This window comes from Massilia sp. SYSU DXS3249, from assembly GCF_053668055.1.
This window is the reverse complement of record NZ_JBSIPX010000010.1, coordinates 94,496-117,290: the sequence shown is the minus strand read 5'-3', so window position 1 is coordinate 117,290 and position 22,795 is coordinate 94,496. Positions and strand designations below refer to the sequence as shown.

General features: G+C 69.2%; 24 protein-coding genes. 14 read left to right on the top strand and 10 right to left on the bottom strand.

Features of this window, described 5'->3' with window-relative positions; genetic code table 11:
* Nucleotides 1-39: 39 nt before the first annotated feature.
* The gene (locus ACWCIA_RS13540; protein ID WP_454164029.1) at nucleotides 40-1,167 is read left to right on the top strand and encodes a branched-chain amino acid ABC transporter substrate-binding protein; all 1,128 of its coding nucleotides are present in this window, start codon (nucleotides 40-42) and stop codon (nucleotides 1,165-1,167) included.
* 181 nt (nucleotides 1,168-1,348) lie between these two features.
* Nucleotides 1,349-3,448 carry a putative bifunctional diguanylate cyclase/phosphodiesterase gene (locus tag ACWCIA_RS13535; RefSeq protein WP_454164027.1) on the top strand — a complete coding sequence of 700 codons (2,100 nt, stop codon included), beginning with the start codon at nucleotides 1,349-1,351 and terminating at the stop codon, nucleotides 3,446-3,448.
* Nucleotides 3,449-3,564: 116 nt separating this feature from the next.
* On the opposite strand, the gene ACWCIA_RS13530 is transcribed toward ACWCIA_RS13535, so the two are convergent.
* The 3 genes from ACWCIA_RS13530 to ACWCIA_RS13520 form a co-directional block, all read right to left on the bottom strand.
* The gene (locus tag ACWCIA_RS13530) at nucleotides 3,565-4,107 is read right to left on the bottom strand and encodes an ankyrin repeat domain-containing protein (RefSeq protein WP_454164025.1); all 543 of its coding nucleotides are present in this window, start codon (nucleotides 4,105-4,107) and stop codon (nucleotides 3,565-3,567) included.
* A 76-nt stretch (nucleotides 4,108-4,183) separates the two neighbouring features.
* A complete protein-coding gene (locus ACWCIA_RS13525; protein ID WP_454164023.1) occupies nucleotides 4,184-4,753 on the bottom strand; it encodes a M23 family metallopeptidase in 570 nt (189 codons plus the stop codon).
* A 168-nt stretch (nucleotides 4,754-4,921) separates the two neighbouring features.
* On the bottom strand, nucleotides 4,922-5,305 hold the full coding sequence (locus ACWCIA_RS13520) for a hypothetical protein (protein ID WP_454164021.1): 384 nt from the start codon (nucleotides 5,303-5,305) through the stop codon (nucleotides 4,922-4,924).
* A 229-nt stretch (nucleotides 5,306-5,534) separates the two neighbouring features.
* Between ACWCIA_RS13520 and ACWCIA_RS13515 the strand changes: the two genes are divergently transcribed.
* The 4 genes from ACWCIA_RS13515 to ACWCIA_RS13500 all read left to right on the top strand — a co-directional run bounded on the left by ACWCIA_RS13515 (nucleotide 5,535) and on the right by ACWCIA_RS13500 (nucleotide 8,179).
* Entirely contained in the window at nucleotides 5,535-5,891 is a 357-nt protein-coding gene (locus ACWCIA_RS13515; protein WP_454164019.1) for a YciI family protein, read from the top strand.
* A 135-nt stretch (nucleotides 5,892-6,026) separates the two neighbouring features.
* Nucleotides 6,027-6,452, top strand: a complete 426-nt coding sequence (locus tag ACWCIA_RS13510) for a YciI family protein (RefSeq protein ID WP_454164017.1) — start codon at nucleotides 6,027-6,029, stop codon at nucleotides 6,450-6,452.
* A gap of 15 nt (nucleotides 6,453-6,467) precedes the next feature.
* The gene (locus tag ACWCIA_RS13505; RefSeq protein WP_454164015.1) at nucleotides 6,468-6,872 is read left to right on the top strand and encodes a VOC family protein; all 405 of its coding nucleotides are present in this window, start codon (nucleotides 6,468-6,470) and stop codon (nucleotides 6,870-6,872) included.
* Nucleotides 6,872-8,179: an RNA polymerase sigma factor gene (locus ACWCIA_RS13500; protein WP_454164013.1), complete on the top strand. Its 1,308-nt coding sequence runs from the start codon at nucleotides 6,872-6,874 to the stop codon at nucleotides 8,177-8,179. The genes ACWCIA_RS13505 and ACWCIA_RS13500 overlap by 1 nt, the downstream gene beginning before the upstream one ends.
* Before the next feature lie 28 nt (nucleotides 8,180-8,207).
* Here ACWCIA_RS13500 and ACWCIA_RS13495 read toward each other — a convergent pair whose 3' ends face one another.
* From ACWCIA_RS13495 to ACWCIA_RS13485, 3 genes are all read right to left on the bottom strand, one after another.
* Nucleotides 8,208-8,594, bottom strand: a complete 387-nt coding sequence (locus ACWCIA_RS13495; RefSeq protein WP_454164011.1) for a cupin domain-containing protein — start codon at nucleotides 8,592-8,594, stop codon at nucleotides 8,208-8,210.
* A gap of 117 nt (nucleotides 8,595-8,711) precedes the next feature.
* Entirely contained in the window at nucleotides 8,712-9,491 is a 780-nt protein-coding gene (locus ACWCIA_RS13490; RefSeq protein WP_454164009.1) for an anti-sigma factor family protein, read from the bottom strand.
* A complete protein-coding gene (locus ACWCIA_RS13485; protein WP_454164007.1) occupies nucleotides 9,488-9,976 on the bottom strand; it encodes an RNA polymerase sigma factor in 489 nt (162 codons plus the stop codon). Before ACWCIA_RS13485 ends, ACWCIA_RS13490 begins: the two co-directional genes overlap by 4 nt.
* Nucleotides 9,977-10,091: 115 nt before the next feature.
* Here ACWCIA_RS13485 and ACWCIA_RS13480 point away from each other — a divergent pair, with 115 nt between their 5' ends.
* The 6 genes from ACWCIA_RS13480 to ACWCIA_RS13455 all read left to right on the top strand — a co-directional run bounded on the left by ACWCIA_RS13480 (nucleotide 10,092) and on the right by ACWCIA_RS13455 (nucleotide 15,935).
* The gene (locus tag ACWCIA_RS13480) at nucleotides 10,092-11,411 is read left to right on the top strand and encodes a S8 family serine peptidase (protein WP_454164006.1); all 1,320 of its coding nucleotides are present in this window, start codon (nucleotides 10,092-10,094) and stop codon (nucleotides 11,409-11,411) included.
* Nucleotides 11,412-11,521: 110 nt separating this feature from the next.
* Nucleotides 11,522-12,799 carry a hypothetical protein gene (locus ACWCIA_RS13475; protein WP_454164004.1) on the top strand — a complete coding sequence of 426 codons (1,278 nt, stop codon included), beginning with the start codon at nucleotides 11,522-11,524 and terminating at the stop codon, nucleotides 12,797-12,799.
* A gap of 158 nt (nucleotides 12,800-12,957) precedes the next feature.
* Nucleotides 12,958-13,788 (top strand): ABC transporter substrate-binding protein, encoded by an 831-nt coding sequence (locus ACWCIA_RS13470; RefSeq protein WP_454164002.1) that lies wholly within the window; start codon nucleotides 12,958-12,960, stop codon nucleotides 13,786-13,788.
* A gap of 13 nt (nucleotides 13,789-13,801) precedes the next feature.
* On the top strand, nucleotides 13,802-14,491 hold the full coding sequence (locus ACWCIA_RS13465) for an amino acid ABC transporter permease (RefSeq protein WP_454164000.1): 690 nt from the start codon (nucleotides 13,802-13,804) through the stop codon (nucleotides 14,489-14,491).
* A 7-nt stretch (nucleotides 14,492-14,498) separates the two neighbouring features.
* Nucleotides 14,499-15,191, top strand: coding sequence for an amino acid ABC transporter permease (locus ACWCIA_RS13460; protein ID WP_454163999.1), 693 nt, complete (start codon nucleotides 14,499-14,501; stop codon nucleotides 15,189-15,191).
* A gap of 15 nt (nucleotides 15,192-15,206) precedes the next feature.
* The gene (locus ACWCIA_RS13455) at nucleotides 15,207-15,935 is read left to right on the top strand and encodes an amino acid ABC transporter ATP-binding protein (RefSeq protein ID WP_454163997.1); all 729 of its coding nucleotides are present in this window, start codon (nucleotides 15,207-15,209) and stop codon (nucleotides 15,933-15,935) included.
* Nucleotides 15,936-16,044: 109 nt separating this feature from the next.
* On the opposite strand, the gene xth is transcribed toward ACWCIA_RS13455, so the two are convergent.
* A complete protein-coding gene (gene xth, locus ACWCIA_RS13450; protein ID WP_454163995.1) occupies nucleotides 16,045-16,833 on the bottom strand; it encodes an exodeoxyribonuclease III in 789 nt (262 codons plus the stop codon).
* Between the two features lie 187 nt (nucleotides 16,834-17,020).
* Between xth and ACWCIA_RS13445 the strand changes: the two genes are divergently transcribed.
* The gene (locus ACWCIA_RS13445; RefSeq protein WP_454163993.1) at nucleotides 17,021-17,530 is read left to right on the top strand and encodes a hypothetical protein; all 510 of its coding nucleotides are present in this window, start codon (nucleotides 17,021-17,023) and stop codon (nucleotides 17,528-17,530) included.
* A 153-nt stretch (nucleotides 17,531-17,683) separates the two neighbouring features.
* On the top strand, nucleotides 17,684-18,085 hold the full coding sequence (locus ACWCIA_RS13440) for a hypothetical protein (RefSeq protein ID WP_454163991.1): 402 nt from the start codon (nucleotides 17,684-17,686) through the stop codon (nucleotides 18,083-18,085).
* A 64-nt stretch (nucleotides 18,086-18,149) separates the two neighbouring features.
* Here the strand turns inward: ACWCIA_RS13440 and ACWCIA_RS13435 are convergent, their stop codons facing one another.
* The 3 genes from ACWCIA_RS13435 to ACWCIA_RS13425 form a co-directional block, all read right to left on the bottom strand.
* Nucleotides 18,150-20,387 (bottom strand): hybrid sensor histidine kinase/response regulator, encoded by a 2,238-nt coding sequence (locus tag ACWCIA_RS13435; RefSeq protein ID WP_454163989.1) that lies wholly within the window; start codon nucleotides 20,385-20,387, stop codon nucleotides 18,150-18,152.
* 157 nt (nucleotides 20,388-20,544) lie between these two features.
* Entirely contained in the window at nucleotides 20,545-21,651 is a 1,107-nt protein-coding gene (locus ACWCIA_RS13430; protein WP_454163987.1) for a metallophosphoesterase, read from the bottom strand.
* Between the two features lie 69 nt (nucleotides 21,652-21,720).
* A complete protein-coding gene (locus tag ACWCIA_RS13425) occupies nucleotides 21,721-22,680 on the bottom strand; it encodes an MYG1 family protein (RefSeq protein ID WP_454163985.1) in 960 nt (319 codons plus the stop codon).
* Between the last annotated feature and the right edge of the window lie 115 nt (nucleotides 22,681-22,795).

The window sequence follows — 22,795 nt, the reverse complement described above, 5'->3', positions numbered from 1 at the left end:
GGCGGCATCGGCCGGCGCCATCGCCATCAAGAGGAATGCATGAAGAAGTTTGTAGTCGCGGCCGCGCTGTTGTCGGCCGCTGGCCTGGCGCCGGCCCAGGAAGTCGTGAAGATCGGCCACTCGGCCGCCGTGACCGGTCCGGTCTCGTATTTTGGCAAGGACACCGAAAACGGCGCCCGCATGGCGATCGAGGCCCTGAACAGCCGCGGCGTGGTCGTCGGCGGCAAGAAAGTCCGGTTCGAGCTGATGGCCGAGGATGACGGCGGCGACCCCAAGCAGGCGACCAACGTCGCGCAAAAGCTGGTCGACGCCAGGGTGAACGGCGTGGTCGGCCACGAGACCTCGGGCACCACGATTCCCGCCTCGAAGATCTACCACCAGGCCGGGATTCCCCAGATCTCGCCCTCGAGCACCAGCCCGAAATACACCCAGCAGGGCTTCAATACCGCCTTCCGCGTTGTCGCCAACGACGTGCAGCTGGGCCAGGCACTGGGCCGCTACGCCGTCAAGAACGTGGGCGCGCAGCGCGTGGCCGTGATCGACGACCGCACCGCCTACGGCCAGGGCCTGGCAGTGGAATTCGCCAAGAGTTTGCAGCAGCAGGGCGCCAAGGTCGTCGCGCGCGAGTTCACGCACGACAAGGCCACCGATTTCAATGCGATCCTGACCAAGATCCGCGCGGCGAAACCGGACCTGGTCTTCTTCGGCGGCATGAGTTCGGTCGCCGGGCCGATGCTGCGCCAGATGAAGCAGCTGGGCATGAACACGAAGATGATGGGTGGCGATGGCATCTGCTCGGACGAGATCCACAAGCTCTCGGGCGGCGCGATGGCGGATGGCCAGGTGTTCTGCGCGGAGGCGGGCGGCGTCGATGCGGCCGGCAAGGCGGCGATGGACAATTTCCGCGCCGCCTACAAGAAGCGCTTCGGGATCGAGGTCCAGATCAACGCGCCCTACGCCTACGACGCCGTGATGACGATGGCGGAGGCGATGACGAAGGCCGGCTCGACCGCACCGGCAAAATACCTGCCGGTGCTGGCGAAGATCCAGCACAAGGGCGTGACCGGGCTGGTCGCCTTCGACGCGAAGGGCGACATCCGCGACGGCACCATCACCCTGTACACCTTCAAGGGCGGGCGCCGCACGGTGCTGGCGGTCACCAAGTAATTCCTCTTCGCCGGGCCATTGCTGCCGTGGCCGCTTTTCCACGCTCCGGCCGTCCCGCTGGCGGCCGATGCGCCGGAAGCGGCACCAATGGCGCTACACTGGGCGCACTGCATGCAGGGCGCATGGCCGCACTGCCGGGCAGGAGCGAGCGGGACGGACGCGGTCCCGGGGGAGGAAGGGGATGGAACAAGCGCAGGGAGCGCCGGGCCCCGCAGGCCCTGGCGACGGTGCGGAGGGAGCCGGTATCGAACAGCTGCGCTACCTGTGGACGCTCGTCGATACGCTCGAAGCCTGTTTCTACGTCAAGGACCGGGCCGGGCGCTACCAGTTCGTCAACCAGTCGCTCGCCGCCACGCTGGGCGCGCCGGCCGCCCAGATCCTGGGGAGCACCGACGCCGCCTTCATCGACCTCGCCCGGTCGAGCCTGTCGGCCACCGACCGCCAGGTCTGGCGCGGCGAGAAGGTCGATACCGACGAGCTGATCTGCCTGCGCAGCGGCGAATGCCGCACCTTCCGCACGGTCAAGCTGCCGTTGTTCGACCAGGAACGGCGGGTGGTCGGCCTGTGCGGGATCTCGAGCGACATCACCGCCCAGCGCCGCGCGGTCGAGCAACTGGTCGAGCGCAACGAGTTGCTCGACACCATCCTTTCCAATGTCGACGCGGCGATCTACCTGAAGGACCTCGAAGGCCGCTACCTGTACGCCAACCGGCCCGTGCTCGAACTGTACGGTCGGCAACTCGAAGAACTTGTCGGCCGCACCGACCGCGACCTGATGCCGCCCGACCTGGCCGCGCGCGTCACCGAATACGACCTGGCGGTCATGGCCGGCACCGGCCCGGAAATTCGGGAGGAAACGATTATCGGCGCAGACGGTTGCAAGCATCATTTCCATTCGCGCAAGATCCCGCTGCACCTGCCGGGCCAGGCGGCCTGCCTGATCGGCTTTTCCAACGAGATCACCGAACTGCGCGGCCTGCGCATCCGGCTCGAGCAGGAACGCATCACCGATTCGCTGACGGGCCTGGCCAACCGTACCATGTTCGAATCGGCGCTCGAAGAGCAGCTGGTGATGTCGGCCCTGGCCGGCGCGCGCCTGGCGGTGGTCATCATCGACCTCGACCAGTTCAAGTTCATCAACAACAATTACGGCCAGGGCATCGGCGACCAGCTGATCCAGCTGGTCGGGCAGCGCCTCCAGCAGTGCAACGTCGTGCTCGGCAGCCTGGCGCGCCTGTCGGGGGACGAGTTCGCCTTCACCCTGCCGGCGGCCGCCTCGACCGAGGAGGTGGCGCGCCAGGTCGAGCAGGTCCGCGCCTTCCTCGGCCAGCCCTACGCGGTGCTGCGCCAGCCGCTGCACCTGGCCTTCAGCGCCGGCATCAGCCTGTCGCAGGGCGACCGCTACAGCGCGGCCGACCTGCTGGGGCGCGCCGAGGCGGCCATGTACGCGGCCAAGGACAGCGGCCGCGACCAGTACCGCTTCTATTCGCCCGAGCTGGGCGGGGCGGTGGCGCAGCGCGTCGAACTCGAGCGCGACCTGCGCGCCGCCATGGGCTCCGACGAATTCGACCTGCACTACCAGCCGAAGATGCGGCGCGACGGCAGCGTGGCCGGCTTCGAGGCCCTGATCCGCTGGAACCGGCCCGGCGTCGGCCTGGTCGCGCCGGACCACTTCATCCCGCTCGCGGAACAGCTCGGCCTGCTGTTGCAGCTGGGCCGCTGGGTCATCGAACAGGCCTGCCGCCAGATCGCCGCCTGGCGCCAGGCCGGCCTGGGCACGGTCCCGGTCTCGGTGAACCTGTCCACGAGCCAGCTGACCAACGCCGCCTTGCCCGACTACGTGTTCGACCGGATGCGCGCCTACGGGGTCGCGCCGGGCTGCCTGGAGATGGAACTGACCGAATCGATGATGATGTCCGACCCGGACCTGGCGATCGCCATCCTCCACCGGCTGCGCGGCGGCGGGGTGTCCCTGTCGATCGACGACTTCGGCACCGGCTTCTCGTCCATGGCCTACCTGCGCCAGCTGCCGGTGAACTACCTGAAGCTCGACCGCTCCTTCGTGCAACACATCGCCGACGACCCGAAGGACGCCGACCTGTGCGCCGGCATCATGGCGCTCGCCCACAAGCTCGACATGCACGTCGTGGCGGAAGGGGTGGAGACCAGCGCCCAGCATCACGCGCTCGCCGCGTGCGACTGCGACCTGTTCCAGGGTTTTTTGTTCAGTAGGCCGATGCCGGCGCAGGCGGCGACGGAATTTTTACGCCAGCCGCATTAGATGTCGAAAACGGCGCGGGTTCTTTATGCGCCGGAACGCGTGGAGTCGGGACTCCACCCTACATCTGGCGCGATGCCGCACACCCGTGCCGGGTGGTTCAGGCAGACAGCTTGCAATCAGCGCGCCTCGATCGCCGCGGTGAGCATGGCCACCGCATCCTCCGCCCCCATCTTCGCCGCCGCCTCGCGGATCGACATACCGGCCGCGTCGGGCACCAGCGGGTCGGCGCCGTGCTCGAGCAGCAGGCGGGCGATGTCGACGCGGTTGAACATGGCCGCGATCATCAGGGCGGTCTTGCCGTTCGGGCCGGCAGCGTCGACCAGGGCGCCGCGTTCGAGCAGCAGCGAGGCGCAGGCGGCGTCGCCCTTGAATGCGGCCGCGGCGAGCGGCGTCTGGCCGGCGTCGTTCAGGAGTTCGGGATCGGCGCCGGCGTCGAGCAGGGCGCGCGCGGCGGGCAGGTGGCCGTGGTAGCAGGCCAGCATCAGCAGGCTGTCGCCGCGTTCGTTGCGCAGGTTGGGCGGCAGGCCCTGGCCCAGCAAGGTCGACAGCTCGCCGGCGTCGCCGGTGCGCGCGTACTGGAACACGCGGCGCACGAAGGCCAGGGTGTCGTCGTCGAGATCGGCCGGCGTGGCGGGGCGTGGGGACGGCGGGATGGACATCGGTACTCCGGCGGTTCAGGAAAACTTGATTAAAGCACAAGCAGCGTGCCGGCGGCGCCCGCCCATGGCGGCCGGATCAGGGTTTGACGGTGGCCGGCTGGCGCGCGTCGGCCAGGTTCGGCGTGCGCAGGAGGGGATAGGGATTGATCGCCCCGCCGGCCTCGTAGATGCCGTAATGCAGGTGGGGCGGCGTGCCGGCGGCGTTGCCGGTGGTGCCCACATAGCCGAGGATGGTGCCGGCGCGCACCCGCTGGCCGGCGCTGACGTCGGCGTAGCGGTCCAGATGCGCATAGTAGTGGCGCTGGCCGCCGGGGCCGAGCACCCAGACCACCTGGCCGCCGAGCCGGTTGGTGCCGACGCGCAGGACGATGCCCTCGGTGGCCGAGGTGACGGCCGTGCCGCGTTTGGCGAAGATGTCGATGCCCTCGTGCTTGCGCCCGCCGCCGCGCGCGCCGCCCCAGGTGTCGCGCAGGGCGCGCGGCGGCACGCCCCGTACCGGCACCGGGACGGCCTGCGCGGCCGGCATCGCGGCCAGGCGCATCGCGTACAGCATGTTCTTCACCCAGGGGCCGGCCAGGGCATACAGGCCCAGGGCGAGGACCGCCAGCAGGAAGGTGGAAACGAGCGTGCGCAGGAGTGATCGCATGGGTACGAGGAATATAGCTTGGACGGCGCGTCCGCATGGTCGCACGGTTCCGGGACAGGAGGATATGGACGCGATCAGGCGGACGCCCCGTAGCCGGGGTGTCCGCCGTCGTTCAGACGTTCATGCGCCGCTTCGTCCGGGAACGCGGCGCGCCGGGATCAAGAGGGCTCAGTTTTCCTTGCCCATCACGTCCTGGTCGAGGCTCTTGCCGAGGCTCGAGCCGCCTTGCTGCTTGCCGCCCTGCTGGCTGCCGCTTTGCTGGCTGCCGCTCTGCTGGCTGCCTTGCTGGCTGCCGCCCTGTACATTGCCGCTGGGCTTGGACCGGGTCCCGGTGCCGAGCGCCGGCGTGGTGTAGTCGTCGTCCGGCTCGGCCGACTGGCGGCTGCCTGCGCGGTTGCCCGTGTCTCCGGCGGAGGGTTTGCCGATGCCGCCGTCGCGCACGCCGTCGTTCAGGTTGCCGGTGGTGCCGGTCACCCCGGCGCTGCTCGTGCCCACGCCCGACAGTTCGTCATAGTTGCGGCCTTTCGTACCTTTGCCTTTGTTTTCACCCATCCTCGCCTCCTGCTGTCGATTAACGGTGTAACGATGGTAACGCCGCTCGCGCGAACGGCAATAGGAGCGAGCGCGCCACCGCTGTAGGAAGTGTCGGACGCCGCACCGGCACACTCCCACGGAGCACGATTGAGCGCACCCGGCTTGCCGCGCCCCGCCCGATGCTTTACTGGCTGACTGCGGCGTTGCATACTCTTGTCGTTACGTCTATATCTGTGGAGTAATTCCGATGTCCTATATGTTGCTGATCCACGAACCCGTCGGCCAGCGCGCCACCCGCAGCGAAGCCGAGGGACGCGCGCTCTACGAGCGCATGCTGCGCTTCGGCGACGAACTGGCGGCCGAGGGCGTGCTGCTGGGTGCGCAGTCGCTTGCGCCCTCGAGCCAGGCCAGCCGCGTGCGGCTCGAAGGTGGCCAGGCGCGCATCGTCGACGGCCCGTTTGCCGAGGCCAAGGAAATGATCGGCGGCTTCTTCCACGTCGACGTCGCCAGCCACGGCGAAGCGCTGGCGCTGGCGGCGCGCTGTCCGGCGGCGGAATGGGCGACGGTCGAGGTGCGGGCGCTGGCCCCGTGCTACGAGGCCTGAACGCGTCCAAAAAATATTTTTTGCGCGGGGTGTCGATTTGCGCGATGCCGGTTCGTCGTGTCGTCAGGAACCGGCGTTGACGGGGCAGGCGCCCTGCAGGCCGTCCATCTTTTTTACATACACAGGAGAACGAACATGCGCTTCATGATCATCGTCAAGGCCACCCCCGAGTCCGAAGCCGGCGTCATGCCGGGCGAAGACTTGCTCAATGCGATGGCCGACTACCACGGCGAACTGGCGCGCGCCGGCGTCCTGCTCGACGCCAACGGCCTGCACCCGAGCAGCCGCGGCTGGCGCATCCGCTATAACGGCAACGAGCGCAGCGTGACCGACGGCCCGTTCACGGAATCGAAGGAAATGATCGCCGGCTACACCATCATCGGCACCCGCACCCGCGAGGAAGCGCTCGAATGGGCGCGCCGCTTCCCGAACCCGCGCGGGCAGGGCCTGGATGCGGAAATCGAGGTGCGCCAGATCTTCGAGCTCGACGATTTCGCCCAGACCGAGGCGCTGGAACGTTTCCGCGAACTCGAGGATACGAGCCCGACGGCCCAGCGCTGAGCCGAGGAGACTGCCATGCACAAGCACATTTTCGTCAACCTGCCGGTCCGCGACCTCGGCCGCAGCAGGGAATTTTTCGCCAGCCTGGGCTTCAGCTTCAACCCGCAGTTCAGCAACGAGGACGCCGCCTGCATGATCATCGGCGAGAACATCTTCGCCATGCTGCTGGTCGAGCGCTTCTTCCAGGGTTTCACGAACAAGCCGGTGGCCGATGCCTTCCAGGCGACCGAGGTGCTGACCTGCCTCTCGTGCGAGAGCCGGGAAGAGGTCGATGCCCTCGTGGCGAAGGCACTGGCCGCCGGCGGCCGGGCGCCGAACCCAAAGCAGGATCACGGTTTCATGTACAGCCACGGCTTCGAGGACCTCGACGGGCACGTCTGGGAGCTGGCCTGGATGAGTGCTGAAGCGGCCGGGGCCTGATGCGCGCCGAGGTCGACAAAGCCGCTGTGAACACGGCGATATGCGCGGTCTGGCGCATCGAGTCGGCGAAGATCGTCGCCGGCGTCGCCCGGCTGGTGCGCGACATCGGCCTGGCCGAAGAGCTGGCCGGCGACGCGCTGGTCGCCGCGCTTGAGCACTGGCCGGCGGCCGGCGTTCCCGACAATCCCGGCGCCTGGCTGATGCGCACGGCGAAGAACGCCGCGCTCGACCGCCTGCGCCGCGACAAGGTGTTCCAGGAAAAGCTGCAGCAGATCGGCTACGACCTGGAAGCACAGGAGGCCCTGATTGTGCCCGACTTCGTCGACAACCTCGACGCCGCACGCCAGGACGTGATCGGCGACGACCTGCTGCGGCTGATCTTTACCGCCTGCCACCCGGTGCTCTCGCTCGACGCCCGCGTGGCGCTGACCCTGAAGCTCCTCGGCGGGCTCACCACCCACGAGATCGCGCGCGCCTTCCTGGTGCCCGAGCCGACCATCGCCCAGCGCCTGGTGCGCGCCAAGCGCACCCTCGGCAAGGCCCGCGTGCCCTTCGAGCTGCCGCCGGCCGGGGAACTGTCGGAACGCCTCGGCGCGGTGCTCGAAGTGGTGTATCTCGTCTTTAACGAAGGCTACACGGCCACGGCGGGCGACGACTGGATGCGCCCGGCCCTGATGGACGAAGCGCTGCGCCTGGCGCGCATGCTGGCCGAACTGGCGCCGGACGAGCCCGAAGCGCACGGGCTGGCGGCGCTGATGGAACTCCAGGCTTCGCGGGCGCGGGCGCGGGTCGACGCGCAGGGCAGGCCGGTGCTGCTGCTGGACCAGGACCGCGCGCGCTGGGACGGCATCCTGCTCAGGCGTGGGCTGGCGGCGCTGGCACGCGCCGAACTGCTGGGCGGCGAGCCGGGCAGCTACCAGCTGCAGGCCGCGATCGCCGCCTGCCACGCACGGGCGCGCACGGCGAAGGAGACGGACTGGCGCCGGATCGCGGCGCTGTACGGGCAACTGGCGCGCATCCACCCCTCGCCGGTGGTGGAACTCAATCGTGCGGTGGCGGTGGGCATGGCCGAGGGGCCGGCGGCCGGACTGGCCCTGGTCGATGCGCTGGCGCAGGATGGCACGCTGGCCGGCTACCAGTGGCTGCCGAGCGTGCGTGGGGATTTGCTGGAAAAGCTGGGGCGGCGCCAGGAGGCGGGCGCGGAGTTCGCGCGGGCGGCCGGCATGGCCACCAATGGGCGGGAACGGGCGCTGCTCGCCGAGCGCGCCCGGGCGAACGGGGTCGAAGAGGCCGGCGGCCAGGCTTGACGCTTGTCGTCACACCTGGCGGCCGGGATCAGTGCCCGTGCTGCTTTTCGTACTCGTCGGCCTCGGCCTTGGTCGCATGCACGATGCCGTCCGGGTGCTCGGGCGGGGTGTACAGCGTGTACAGGCGCAGTGGGGCGCTGGCCGAGGTGTTGATGACGTTGTGTTCGGCGCCGGCCGGTATTACCACGGCGGTACCGTCTTCCAGCGCATGCTTTTCGCCGTCGAGAATGGCCACGCCTTCGCCTTCTTCCACGCGGATGAACTGGTCGTGGCCCTCGTGGCGTTCCTGCCCGATTTCCTCGCCAGGCTGCAGCGTCATGATGACGAGTTGGCTGCGCTGCGTGGTGTACAGGACTTCGCGGAAATTATTGCCCGCAAGCGTTTTTTCTTCGATGTTGATGCTGTAGCCCGACATGCTTTCTCCTATGGTCAATGCTGGCGCTTTTGATAATAGGCGCCAGTCGTCGAGGATTGTATAGCAGGCGGCGCGGGGCCGTCGGGCGCGACCGTGCGCGGTGCCCACCCTACAAGATCAGCGCTTCCAGCCGCGCTCGCGTGCGGCCCGTTCACCCGCCGCATCCAGCGCTCCGCCCTCGATCCGTTCGTCGATCGCCTCCAGCACCGCCGCCGGCGCCGCGCTGCCGGCTTGCCGGTAAGCCCCTGACTCGGCCGGCGCGTCGCGCAGCACGGGAATGCGCCAGCCATCTCCCTCGCGGCAGGCCAGCCCCGCGCTGGCGCCGGCCGTGAAGCTGCGGCAGTAGCCGCCGTCGCGGGCGGCGAAGCTGATCCCGATCCGGACGCGCTTGTCCGTTTGCCCGGTGCCGGCCAGTTGCTCGTTCAGCGCGCCGGCCAGTTCCCCGCGGGCGACCAGGCGCCCGGCGCCATCGGTGGCGACCAGTCCGGCGTCGCCGTCGGCCGCGCCGCCCAGCCAGAGGCTGCCGGCCAGCACGCCGACCGCGAGCGAGGCGGCCAGCGCACCCCAGCGCGGCCAGGCAGGCCGCTGCACGCTGGCAGCCGTCACCGATGCGGCCGCTTCCCGCGCCCGCGCCTTGCGTTCGCGCGCGGCGTCGAGCGAGGCGACGGTCGCGGCAGCCGTACCCGCGCTGCTGCCCGCGGGCTGCAGCCGCGCCGGCACCGGCTCGTCGAGCACGCCGGCAAAGGCGGCGAAGACATCGGCGCGCAGCGCGCGGTGGCGGGCGATGACGGCCGCCACGGCCGGGTCGTCGCGCTCGGCGGCTGCAACCGCGCTGCGCTCGGGTTCGCCCAGCTCGCCGTCGGCGTAGGCCATCAGGGTTTCGTCGGAAAAGTTCATGTTACGGTCCTCGCTTCGTCGGACAACAGTTTCTGTAATGCGTCGCGCGCCCGCGCAAGGCGGCTCGTCAGCGTGCCCATCGGGATCTCCAGCACCTCGGCCGCTTCCTTGTAGGGCAGGCCATCCACCAGCACCAGCGCAATCACCATGCGGTGCTCCTCGGACAGCAGGCTCATCGCCTTTTGCACGGCCATGCGCTGCTGCTGCGCTTCGGCCGCGTCGTGCCCGACGTGTTCGCCTTCTTCCTCGGGCGCGAACAGGGCGTCGCGCCGCACCCGGCTGCGGACCTCGTCGATCCAGGCGTTGCGGATGATGCGAAACAGCCAGCTGTCGAGGCGCGTACCCGCCTCGTATTGTTCGGACCGGCCGAGCGCGCGCTCCATCGCGACCTGGACCAGGTCGTCGGCATCTTCCCGGTGGAAGGTGATGGAGCGCGCGAAGCGGCGCATCCGGGGCAGCAGGGCGGCAAGTTCGTTGGCGAGCATGGCGGTGTCGTGGGTCACATGGGGTAAACGTCGGCGCGAGGGATTTTATTCCATCTGCCAATCGTTATTCTCAAAATAGTGCTCAACGTAAAACACATCCTTTATGATCGCAACCATGAAACGCCGACCTTCTCCTTGCAAGCGCCTGCTGCAGGCCGCGCTCGCACTCGTGTTCTGCAGCGCCGGCCCGGCCCAGGCGCAGTTGCGCCTGCCGCCCCTGAACTTGCCCCAGCAACTGGGCCAGCCGGGCCTCGACAGCCTCGTGCGCCCGGCCGAGCGCCTGCTCGACCGTGTCGTGCCGGGCGATCTCGGCGGCCTCCGCCTGGGGCAGGTCGGCGAACTGCTGCGCCGCCACCGCGACCTGATCGAGCTCGATCCGCGCGGCGAACCGGTCGTGCGCCGCGAAATCCTGGCCAGTACCCCGGACCCCGCCACCCTGCGCGAGGCGGCCAGGCTCGGCTTCGAGGTGGTGCGCGAGCAGGGATTCGAGGAGCTCGGCGAGTCGCTCGTCGTGCTGCGCGCGCCAAATGGCATGCCGACCGCCGACGCGCTGGCCCGCCTGCGCGCGCTCGACCCGCAGGCGACCTTCGATTTCAACCACGTGTACATGGGCGGCGGCGCCGCCGGTGCCGCAGCAGATGGCGCCGGCGCCGGCGACAAGTCGCGCAGCGGCGAGCCGGGCGCGGTTGGGCTGATCGACAGCGGGGTCGATACCGCGCACCCGGTGTTCGACGGCGCCGCCATCGAACAGTTCGGCTGTGGCGGCAAGCGCCACCCGGCGCCGCACGGCACCGCCGTGGCCGCGCTGATGGTCGGGCGCGCCGAGCGCTTCAAGGGCGCGGCGCCGGGCGCGCGCCTGTACGCCGCCGACATCTATTGCGACAGTCCGACCGGCGGCTCGGCCGACAAGATCGCCGCCGCCCTTGCCTGGATGGCGAAGCAGCGGGTCGGCGTCGTCAACCTGAGCCTGGTCGGCCCGGACAACGCCGCCCTGGGCAGGATGGTGGCCGCCATGGTCGCGCGCGGCCACCTGCTGGTCGCGGCGGTGGGCAACGACGGGCCGGCCGCGCCGCCGCTGTACCCGGCCAGTTATCCGGGCGTGGTCGGCGTCAGCGGCGTCGACCGTCAGGGCCGGCCCTTGCCCGAGGCCGCGCGCGGCCCGCAGGTGATGTTCGCCGCGCCGGGCAGCCAGATGGTAAGCGCGGCGCCGGGCGCGCCCCCTTACCGCCAGGTGCGCGGCACCTCGTTTGCGGCGCCGCTGGTGGCCGCGCTCCTGGCGCCGGCGCTGCCGCAGCCGAACCGCGAGGGCGCGGCGCGGGCCGTGGCCGCGCTGGCGCGCCAGGCCGTGCGGGCCGATGCCGCGGCGGTCAGCAACGCCACCGGCCACGGCGTCGTCGGCGCCGCACTGCGTATCGACCCTTCGCGTTTTCGGTAAAACAAAAAAAATTTAAAAATATTTTTGGTTGGATGGAATAAACGGCCGAGCCCGTTCGTTTTCCATGTATCGGCGCCGAACTCGAGCGCGCCACTTACAGGAGAACCAACATGCAAACCAAGAAAATCGTCCGCCACATCGCCATCGCCCTGTCCATGACCTTCGCCGTCTCGGCCCACGCCCAGCTGCTCGGTGGCGGTGGTGGCGGCCTCGGCGGGATGATCGGCGGTGGTGGCGCCTTCGGCAGCCGCATCGGATCCATGGACAGCATGGGCAGCCGTGTCTCGACCATCGACGCGACGCGCCAGATCGAACGCCGCAACAGCCGCATCGACGCCAGCGGCGCCGCGAGCGGTGAAGCCAGCGGCCGTGGCGGCGCCCGCGCTCCAGCCCTCCCGGCCATCAGCCAGCCGGACAATGCAGGCGGTGGCCTGGCCGGACAATTGCCCCTGAGCGGACGCGGTGCTGCCAACGGGGCCGGCAGCGGCGAGGGCGGCCTGGCGGGCAACCTGGGCTCCGCCGGCCGCGAGATGCGTGGCCGCGCCGATGGCGCCGGCAGCGGTGCGGGCGACGTGGCGGCGGGCCTGCCGCGTGGCCGTGCCGCCGAGGCGGGCGGACAAGGTGCCGGCGCACTGGGCGGCGTCCTGAACGGCACGGCGCGCGGCGCCGGCGCCGAGGGCAGCGCCGCCGGCAACGGCCAGGGCGCCCTGGCCGGCAGCCTCGGCCGCACGGTGCCTCCTGCCCAGGACGGCGCCAACAGTGCAAGCGGCAGCGCCTCCGGCGCCGGCAACGGCAGTGCCGGACTGGCCGGCAGCCTTGGCCGCACTACCTCGTCCGTGGCCGACCGCGGCCAGGCCCCAACCGGTGCTGCATCGGGTTCGGGCAGCGCGGCAGGCATCAGTAACGCCGGGCTGGCCGGCAGCATTGGCCGCCAGGCATCCGCGCTCGGCGGCAGCAGCAGCGCAGCCGGCAGCACCGAAGCTGGCTCCAGCCGTTCGGTGACCGTGTCCGGCAGCCCATCCGGCGCCGGGGCCAGCACCCAGGGGCAGGGCAGCGCGTCCGGCTCCTTCGGCGTACAGTCCGGCGTCCAGCCCGGCGCCGCCCTGGGCCAGGCCCGCGACCTGGCCGGCAGCGCCCGCTCCAGCGCAGGCGCGGCAGCCGCTCCGGCAGTCGGCGCCGCGCGCAGCCAGGCCAGCCGCACCGCCGAGTACGCCCGTGCGAGCGCAGGCAATGCCCGTGCCGCAGCCGGCGCCACGGCGCGCGGCGCCGCCGGCGGTGCACGCGGCCTCGCAGGCCAGGCGGCCTCGACCCGGCTGCCGGTCTCGGGTTCGGTGAGCGGCTCGGCTTCGGCCGGTGGCGCGGCCTCGGGCAGCGGCGGCACCAACTAAAGACGTCGCCGAAAGAAGGCACACGCCGCGCGCCGTATCCCTGCGGCGCGCGGCGCTTATGCCAGACGGACATGTTTATATGGGAAATTGATCCTTCCGTGAGACTGGTGGCTTGCCCTATACTGCTCGGCTTGTCTATCAAGTTGTTGGAGTAACCCATGGCCACCCGCCGCATCTTCCTCGCCTGCGCCCTCGCGCTTTCCCAGTTTGCCGCCGCCGGCGCGGCCCATGCCGACCAGCTGGCCGACATCAAGAAGAAGGGCGAGATCGTCTTCGGCGTGCTCGGCACGGACGAGCCGAACAGCTTCATCGACCCGAAGACGCGCGAACTGGTCGGCTATGAAATCGACCTGGCCAAGGCCGTCGCCAAAAAAATCGGCGTGAAACCCGTGTTCCGCCAGATGTCGGTCGCCGCGCGCATCCCCGAGCTGCAGCAGGGCCACGTCGACGTGCTGGCCGCGACCCTGACCCACAACAAGGAACGCGAGTCGCAGGTCGATTTCGCGCTGACTCATTTCGTCACCGGTTCGAAAGTCATGGTGCGCAGCGCCAGCGGCGTCACCGCTTTGGCGCAACTGGCCGGCAAGAAGGTCGTGACGGTGCGCGGCGGCACCCAGGAAACGAACATCCGCGCCGCCGTGCCGACTGCCACCATCGTCACCTTCGAGAACACCCAGCAGGCCTTCCAGGCCCTGCAGCAGGGCAAGGGCATCGCCTACGTCAACGACGAGTCCTCGCTGCTGGCCGACTACGGCAAGCTCGGCCCGAACGCGAAGAATTTCACTATCCTCCCGAACAGCATCGGCCGCGAATCGATCGCGCTCGGCCTGCGCAAGGGCGAGAAGAACCTCAAAAGCGTAGTGGACGCGACCCTGCGCGAGCTGGAGGCGAGCGGCGCGGCCAACGCCCTCTTCAACAAGTGGTACGGTCCGGGCACCCGCCCGAACATCGCCAAGCGCGCCTTCACCATCCACACCGACAAGATCTGAGCAGGTTTCTCCGTTGTTCGACGCAAGCCTCCTGCAGTCCGGCCAGTATCACGACTGGCTGGTGCAGGGCCTCATCCTCTCGCTGCAACTGACCGCCGCCAGCTTCGTGCTGGCGCTGCCCTTCGGCGTCGTGATCGCCCTGATGCGCAGCTCGCCCTCGAAGACCCTGCGCGCCATCGGCGCTGCGGTCGTCGAGGGCATCCGCAACGTGCCGCTGCTGGCGCACCTGCTGTTCTGGTACTTCGCCTTCCCGGAGCTGCTGCCCGAGCCGGTCAAGCTGGCCCTCTACGACAGCAATCCCGAGGCGATCTGCGCGGTGATTGCACTCTCCCTCTACAGCGGCGTGCACATGGCCGAGGACATCCGCAGCGGCATCCGCGCGGTGCCCGCCAGCCAGACGGAAGCGGCGCGGTCGCTGGGCCTCGGCCGCTTCGCTGCCGTGCGCCTGGTGCTGCTGCCGCAAGCTTTCCGCGTCTCGGTGCCGCCGTTGCTGTCGCAGACGGTCAACCTGTGGAAGGACACCAGCGTGGCCACCGTGATCGGCGCCGCCGAAATGATGTACCAGGCCGCCCGCGTGGAAACGGCGACCTTCCGCAGCGTCGAGGCCTTCACCTTCGCGACCCTGGCCTACCTGACGGTGTCGCTGCTGATCTCCGCGGCCGCGGCCCTGTACGCGCGCCGCTTCCCGGTGCGGACGAATTGAGGCGGCCATGATCGAGTTAATCCAGGATTACTGGCTGTACTTCCTCGTCGGCCAATACCCGAACGGCCCTCTGGGCGGCCTGTCGCTCACGGTGCTGCTGTCCGCCGCCGCGCTGCTGCTGGCGATGCCCCTCGGCCTGCTGCTGGGCGTGGCGCGTGTGAGCCCATGGCGCGCGCTGCGCTGGCCGACCGCCGCGCTGGTGCAGGTGGTGCGCGCCGTGCCGCTGCTGCTGGTCGTCTTCTGGGCCTATTTCTTCCTGCCGGCGGTGACCGGCGTGAAGACCGGGCAGGCGACGACCATGCTGATGACGCTGGTGCTGTTCGACGCCGTCTACCTGGCCGAGATCGTCGCCGCCGGCATCCGCTCGCTGCCGAAAGGGCAGCTCGAGAGCGCGCGTTCGCTGGGGCTAAGCTATGTGCAGGCCTTGCGCCTGGTGGTGCTGCCGCAGGCGCTGCGCCATGTGCTGCCGTCCCTGGTGAGCCAGCTGGTCGCGACCATCAAGGCGACCTCGCTCGGCTACATCATCGGCCTGTCGGAAGTGTCCTTCATCGCCACCCAGGTCAATACCCTGGTGTTCACCAAGGCGGTCGAGGTCTACCTGATCCTCGCGCTGACCTATTTCGTCCTGTGCTTCGGCCTCTCGCGCCTGGCCTTCCTGCTCGAGCGGCGCCTGGCGCGGCGCCCGGCAGCCACGCATTAGAAAGAAAACCGAACCATGATCGTTCTCGAACAAGTCAACAAGTGGTACGGCGACTACCACGCCCTGGCCGACGTGACCGAGCAGGTCGCGAAAAACGAAGTCGTGGTCGTGTGCGGGCCGTCCGGCTCCGGCAAGTCGACCCTGATCCGCACCCTGAACCGCCTGGAAGACATCGACGGCGGCCGCATCGCCATCGGCGGCCAGGACATCCATGCGCGCGGCCTGGACGTGAACGCGCTGCGCGCCGGGATCGGCTTCGTGTTCCAGAGCTTCAATCTGTTCCCGCACCTCACGGCGCTGGAAAACTGCATGCTGGCCCCGGTGAACCTGAAGCGCGCTACCAGGGCTGAAGCGAAAGCCTATGCCATGGAGCTGCTCGACGGCGTCGGGCTGTCTCATAAGGCGGGTGCGTATCCGCACGAGTTGTCGGGCGGCCAGCAGCAGCGCGTGGCGATCGCGCGCGCGCTGGCAATGCGCCCGCCCATCATGCTGTTCGACGAGCCGACCAGCGCGCTCGACCCGGAAATGGTGGGCGAGGTGCTGCAGGTGATGCGGCGCCTGGCCGGGCAGGGCATGACCATGGTCTGCGTAACCCACGAGATGGGCTTTGCGCGCGACGTGGCGGACCGGGTCTGGTTCATGAGCGAAGGGCGGATCCTGGAGCAGGGAAAGCCGGAGGAGTTCTTTACCAATCCTTCCCACCCGCGCGCAAAGCAGTTTTTGGCGGATCGCAGCGGGCGCTGATCCTGTTGGGTTTCCAAACGCGTGGAGTCAGGACTCCACCCTACATCTGGCGCGATGTGTAGGGTGGAGTCCCGACTCCACGCGTTTACGGCATATGAAACACCGATAACTACTTCTTCACCACCCCCATATCCAGCTCGATCCACGTCGGCGCATGATCGCTCGGCTTCTCGCGCGCCCGCACGTCGCGGTCGACGCCGGCCGCGCGCAGGGCCGGGGCCAGCGACGGGCTGAGCAGCAGATGGTCGATGCGCAGGCCGGCATTGCGGCCAAAGGCGTCGCGGAAGTAATCGAAAAACGTGTAGATGACTTCGTCCGGATGCATCGTGCGCAGGGAGTCGGTCCAGCCCTGGGCCATCAGCCTATGGAAAGCCTCGCGCGACTCTGGGCGAAACAGGGCGTCGTTCACCCAGCGTTCCGGCTTGTAGACGTCGAGCTCGGTCGGCATGACGTTGTAGTCGCCCGCCATCACCACCGGCGCGCCCGTTTCCAGCAACTGCTGCGCCCGCGTGATCAGGCGCTCGAACCAGGCGAGCTTGTAGTCGAACTTCGGCCCCGGCGCCGGATTACCATTAGGAAGGTACAGACAGGCGACCACCAGGTCGTCGACCACGGCCTCTAAGTAGCGGCTCTGCTCGTCGCTGTCGTCGCCCGGCAGCCCGCGCGTGACCTCCACCGGGTCCTTGCCGCGTGCCAGAATCGCCACTCCGTTCCAGCTCTTCTGTCCCTGCCAGATGGCGCCGTAGCCGGCCGTGTTGATCTCGGCAATGGGAAAACGTTCCTGGGGCGACTTCAGTTCCTGCAGGCAGGCCACGTCCGGCTGCTTTTCTTCCAGCCATTGCAGCAGCGCGCCAAGGCGGGCGCCCATGCCGTTGATGTTAAAGGTCGCGACGCGCATGCGTTCTCCTGTCGATGAGTTTGTCTAGTTGTAACCCGAGTCCCTCCGCAGGGGCGCACGGATCGAAGCCATATACCAAACTATCTTGTCAGAAATGTATCTTGGTTACCACATTAACTGCTGAGCGTGCGCGGGTTTTTTTGCAAAATGAGTACGATTAAATTTTTAACAACCCTTGGAGACTTACATGTTCAAATCGATCCTGCGCGCAGTTGCCCGTCCAGCGGCCGTTACCCTGTTGCTGGCAGCGTCGGCTACCGCCTCGGCAGGTGGATGGGTTGTCAAGCCGCTCGAAATCGAAGGCGTGCTGCAGGAGGCCGTCGGCCCGGCCAGCCGCTGCCTGTCGCAATTCGGCGGCACGATCAGCGGCCGCGGCGACAGCCCGCAAATGGGCAAGGTCGTCTTCATCGGCACCGATTGCATCACCCCGCTGGGCGTCATGTTCAACTTCAGCGGCGGCAAGTTCGTCGTGATGACCACCTCGGGCGACCAGATCTTCGCCAACTACAGCGGCCAGTTCGTGCCGACCGGCGTTGGCGCTCGTTTTAACTTCTCGGGCGCGACCTTCCAGGTCACCGGCGGCACCGGCAAGTACGCGCGCGTCACCGGCGGAGGCACCTTCACCGGCGGCGAGGACATGGTCAGCGGCGCCGGCGATATCAAGCTCGTCGGCAAAATCATGTACCTGGAAAATTAATCCGCTGTGCAGGCGGTCAGAATGGCGCCCTTCGGGGCGCTTTTTCGTTGTCGCCTGTCCGTCAATTCCTACATGGCTCCCGCGCGTGTACCGATTGCCGCCCGGGGCAGGGGCTTTATCATCTCTTCGACAACATTGACTGAGGAGATCACCATGTCCACTTCCACCGACAAGCAGGACGCACAAGGCCGGTCCTGGGACCAGATCACGAAAAACGGCACCAGCAGCGCCGGCTCGATGGGCGTCGGCGGCACCGGCGACAGCGGCAAGCTCGACCGCCAGGGCCAGGGCCAGCAGTCGGCCACGCGTACCGACGACCTGCTCACCGACGGCTCGGACCAGGATGCATCGGGCGAAGGATTCCATAGCTCGGGCGGACGGGTCGAGACCGGCCTCGAAGGCATGGGCAGCAAGAGCGGAAGCGGCGCGGGCAATCGCCAGGCGGCGGGCCAGTCCGGCGCGATGAACCAGCAGGGCAATGCCGGCGGGATGCGCAGCACCGAGACCGACCGCGACGAAGGCAATTCGGCGCGCGAGGACGGGCAAGACCGCTAGGGCTTGCTAACGGTGCGGGCGGTACCCGGCGCTGCGCGCGCCGGGCATCCGTGCGCCGCCCGGTCTACAGCGCTTCGTGCAGCGGCGCCTGCCTTTTACTCGACGCGAGCCGGCCGATGTCCTCGAGCAGGCGCTCGAACCTCACGGGTTTGACGAAGTGGCTGTCGAAGCCGGCCTCCAGGGCCGCGCGGCGGTCGGCTTCCTGGCCGTAGCCCGTCAACGCAATCAGCCCGACCCCGGCCGTGGCCGGCGCCGCGCGCAGGCGGCGCGCGAGCGCGTAGCCGTCGAGCAGGGGCAGCCCGACGTCGATGACCGCGACGTCCGGCGGCGCGCCCAGCGCCGCCTCCAGGCCGGCCATCCCGTCGGCCGCCTGCACGACCCGAGCGCCGACGGCGGCCTGCTTGGCGGCCAGCAGCTCCCGCGCATCCTCGTTGTCTTCCACCAGCAGGACCGAGCAGCCGACGATGCCGGCCGGGCCACCGCTTGGCCCCGCGTGCGCCGCCTCCGGCGCGAGAGCGGGCGCGGGCGCCTGCGCCAGCGGAAGCCGGACGGTGAAGACGCTGCCCTGGTGTGCGCCTGCGCTGTCGGCGTCGATCGTCCCGCCGTGCAGCTGGACCAGCTGGCGCACCAGCGCCAGGCCGATGCCCAGCCCGCCCTCGGAGCGGTCGAGCGAGACGGCGCCCTGGGTGAAAATGTCGAACAGCCGCGGCAGCAGCTCGGCCGAGATGCCGATGCCGGTATCGCGCACCGACAGCACCGCCTGTCCTTCCTCGGCGCCCACGTGCACGTGGATGGCGCCGCCCGCCGGCGTGTACTTCAGGGCATTCGTCAGCAGGTTGTTGATGACCTGGTCGAGGCGGGTGCGGTCGGCCATGACCCAGGCCGGCGCCAGGGCCAGGGTCACCGCATGCCCGACCCTGCCTGCCGCGCGCAGGGCGTCCGCCGTGGCCTGGGTGGCGGCGGCCAGGTCGACCGCCTGCATCTCCAGCCTGATCTTGCCCTGGGACAGGCGGGCGACGTCGAGCAGGTCGTCGACGATGTGGGTCAGGTGCCCGGCCTGGCGGCGCAGGATGTCGCGCGCCCGCGCCTTGCGATCCTCATGCACCCCGGGCAGCTCCATCAATTGCAGGGCGCCCATGATCCCGCTCAGCGGGTTGCGCAGCTCGTGTCCGAGCATGGCCAGGAACTCGTCCTTGGACTGGTTCTGCCGTTCCGCCAGCGCGCGCGCTTCCTGCTCGCGCTGCAGCGAGGCGCTGCGCTCGGCCCCGGCCGCGGCCAGCACCGCGCCCGCATCCTGCAATGCGTGGTGCAGCTCGTCGACCTCGGCCACGCGCATCTTGTCCGGCGCCGGCACCCGGCCCCCGGCCAGCGCCGCCGCGGCGTCCGTTGCGTGCGCGAGGGAGGTGAGCAGGCGGCGTCCGAAGAACGAGGCCACGGCCAGCGCGCTCCCCAGGGTCAGCAGCAGGCCGAGCGACATCATGACCAGCGCCCGGCGCGCCGCCGCGTCGATCTCCCCGGCGGGCGCCGATACCGACACCGTCCAGCCCGACATGGCCGAGCGGGTGAACGCGCCGTAGACGTCGATCCCTTCCTTCGTGGTGTAGCGCATCCGCCCCTCCGGCCCGGCTTCCATCTGCTGCAATGCCTCCATGCCGGCGCGCTGCCCCAGCAGGTCGACGCCATGCCAGCTGCGCGCGACAAAGCGGCCGCTGCGGTCCGTGATGGCCACCTTCCAGCTCGGCGGCACCGGGCGCTGGGCCAGCAGTTTCTGGAAATACGTGGTGCCGAACACCGAGGCGAGCACATAGCGCCGGCCGCCGTCCAGGGGGACCGGGACGTTGATCGTGGTGACCGGCTTTTTCTGCACGGCGCCGCTCATCATGCCCGACACGAGCACCTTCTGGGTCCGGATGACCTGTTGTATCCGCGTCGTCACGTAATCGGGCGGCGGCGGCAGGGGCGAGCCGAGCGGCAGGACGGTATTGATCAGCTGCTGGCCGTTGGGTGCGAACAGGATGGTGCGGCCGTCGTTACCGCGGTCGGCAGTGCGCGCGTGATGGTAGAACGCGCTCGTATCCCCGGCGGCGAGCGCGGGCGACACCGCCAGCACGCGCAGGGCGGCCTCCGCGCTGCTCAGCTCGCGGTCGATCACGAGGGCCGTCGCGCGCGCCGACTCGTCCAGGCTGCGGAGCGCGGCACGGCGCTCGGACGCCAGCAGCAGGTCGATGGCGACGCCGGAAAAAATGATGACCGGGATCCCGATGGCCGCGGCAATCAGGATCAGGTAAGTGCGAATTCTCATCGACGGGGACAGCGGAAGCCGCGGGGCAGGGATACTGGTTGGCAAATTATGCCGGATTGTACGCGTGGCCGTCGCGCCGGGGAGAAAAGCGCAGCGGCATTATGCCGGCGCCCGGGTTCCTTGCGCACCTCCCCATGCGCAGTCCTGTAAGCGAACCTCAGGGTGCGCGCAGCGTCAGCTTGACGATCTCGCCCGGCTGCCACAACCGCATGCGCGGTCCCCAGCTGCCGGCGCCGCGGCTGATCACCAGCGACATGCCGTCGACCTTGTGCTCGCCCACCATGCGCGGGAAGCGGCGCTGCACCAGGTAGCTGAAGGGCCAGATCTGGCCGCCGTGGGTGTGGCCCGACAGCATCAGGTCGACGCCGCGTTCGGCGGCGCCCGTGACGATCGGCTCGGCCGGGATGTGCGACAGCAGGATGGTCGCCGAGTTCGTCTTCTGCGGCAGGGTGCTGGCCAGGCCGCCGGTGTAGTCGGCGCCGCTGCGCATGCCGCGGCCGACGTCGTCGATGCCGGCCAGGACCAGGCCCGGCGCCAGTTCGACGCTGGCGTCGCGCAGCCAGCGTACGCCGCCGGCCTCGAATTCGGCGATCGTGGTGTCGGCGTCGCCGTAGTACTCGTGGTTGCCGGTCGCGGCCCAGACGCCGAGCGGCGCCTTGAAGCCGCGCAGCACCTCGGCCAGCCGCGCTTCGCCGAGCGGATTGTCTTCCACCTGGTCGCCGACCATCACCACCGCGTGCGGCGCCAGGGCGTTGATCTGGGCCACGCGCTGTTCCATCCAGCCTGACCTGCGCTGGGCGCCGAGGTGGAGGTCGGTCACCATCACGATCACGGTGCCGTCCAGGCCGGCGGGCAGGTCCTGCATGACGATCGCGTATTCGCTGACCGCCGGGGCGCGCATGGCCTGGTAGACGGCGAAGGCGCTGAGCGCAGCGCCGGCCAGCGCCGCGACGCCGAGCAGGCGCGGTGCGCGCTCGCGCCACCACAGGCCGAAGCCGGTCGCCAGGTCGGCCACCAGCAGGCACAGGGTCATGACGAACAGGATGCCGAGCCAGGTCAGGGCGAACTGCCCGGGCCACCAGCGCCAGTCGAGCGCCTCGTCGCCGAGCTGCACGCCGGCCAGGTAGACCAGCCACAGCAGCAGGGCGCCCAGCCACCAGTATTTGGCCGGCACCCGCGCGCGGACGGCGGGCACGCGGTACAGGCGGTGCGCGACGTAGAAATGCATCAGGGAGCCGACGATGTTCAGGATGATCGAAAACATAGGTGAATCAGGATGGTTATACGGAGTCTCCGCCCCGGGCGGGGCGGCGGGAATGCCGGTAAAAGACGGCTATTCGAGCGCGGCCGCTTCTTCGACCGCCCGCAGCGCCTGCTGGGCCAGCTCGCGGATGCCCTCGTACGATTTTGCGGCCGCGATGAAGCGCCCGTTGTGGCAGAAGGTTGCGTCGGGCACTCCGGTCACGGCCGCCAGGTCGGCGTCGCGCAGGCCGGCCCAGGGTTCCGGCAGGTCGGCCCTGGCCTCGAAGCTGTCGGCGCTGACCGGGACCGTATGGATCAGGTAGCGCTGCTCGCCGAGGCTGTGGCTGATCACGAACAGCACCTTCGGCATCTCCTTGCGCACCACGGCCGTCCATGGGAGGGCGGCGTTTCTCAGGAACAGCAGGCGGCCGTCTTCGAGCACCTCGGCGCCGCGCACCTGCTCCAGCGCCAGTATCGCGCCGACCCGGTATTTCACGGAATTGACCATGATGTCGGCGAGCAGGGCCATCGCCTTGCGGAATTGCACGAGGCGGTAGGCCTCGGTCGGCTCGCCGAAGCCCATGCGCTGCTCGTCGAGCCAGTTCGGGTTGAAGCCCGAGACCACCGCCGACAGGCCGTAGCCGCCCGGCGCGTTCTTGGCCGCGCCGACGTCGGAGAGGTCGAGGTACTGGACGATATCGGCGTCGATGGCGTAGGCCAGCTGCTGGGCGCTGTCCTCGCTCAGCTGGTGGCCCGTGTGTTCGAGGGCCAGGACGGCCACGCAGCGCGCGCCATACTCGCGCCAGACCAGGCCCGCGCTGGCATAGGGCACGCCGCTCTGGCGCGCGCCCGAAAAACCCTTCTGGTGGTGGTCGAAGCGGCCGCTGGCCGGGTCCCAGATGCCGCCCACGTCGACCGCGAAGTCGGCCGCCTCGATGGTGGCCGGGTCGCGCGTGCGCACGATCTCGCAGCCGGGAAACACGATGTCGAGGACGGCAACCGCCCAGGCGTCGTCGGCGTGGAACTTGCCGCTATGTGTTACTACAACCATACCTGCTCCTATGCCGGGCACGCCCGGCCAAATCCGAAGAGCGCCTAACAAAACCTCCATGGCTGCGTTGCAGCGTCTCGCCGTACTAGTCGTACTGTCGTCGACGCCGCGTCGG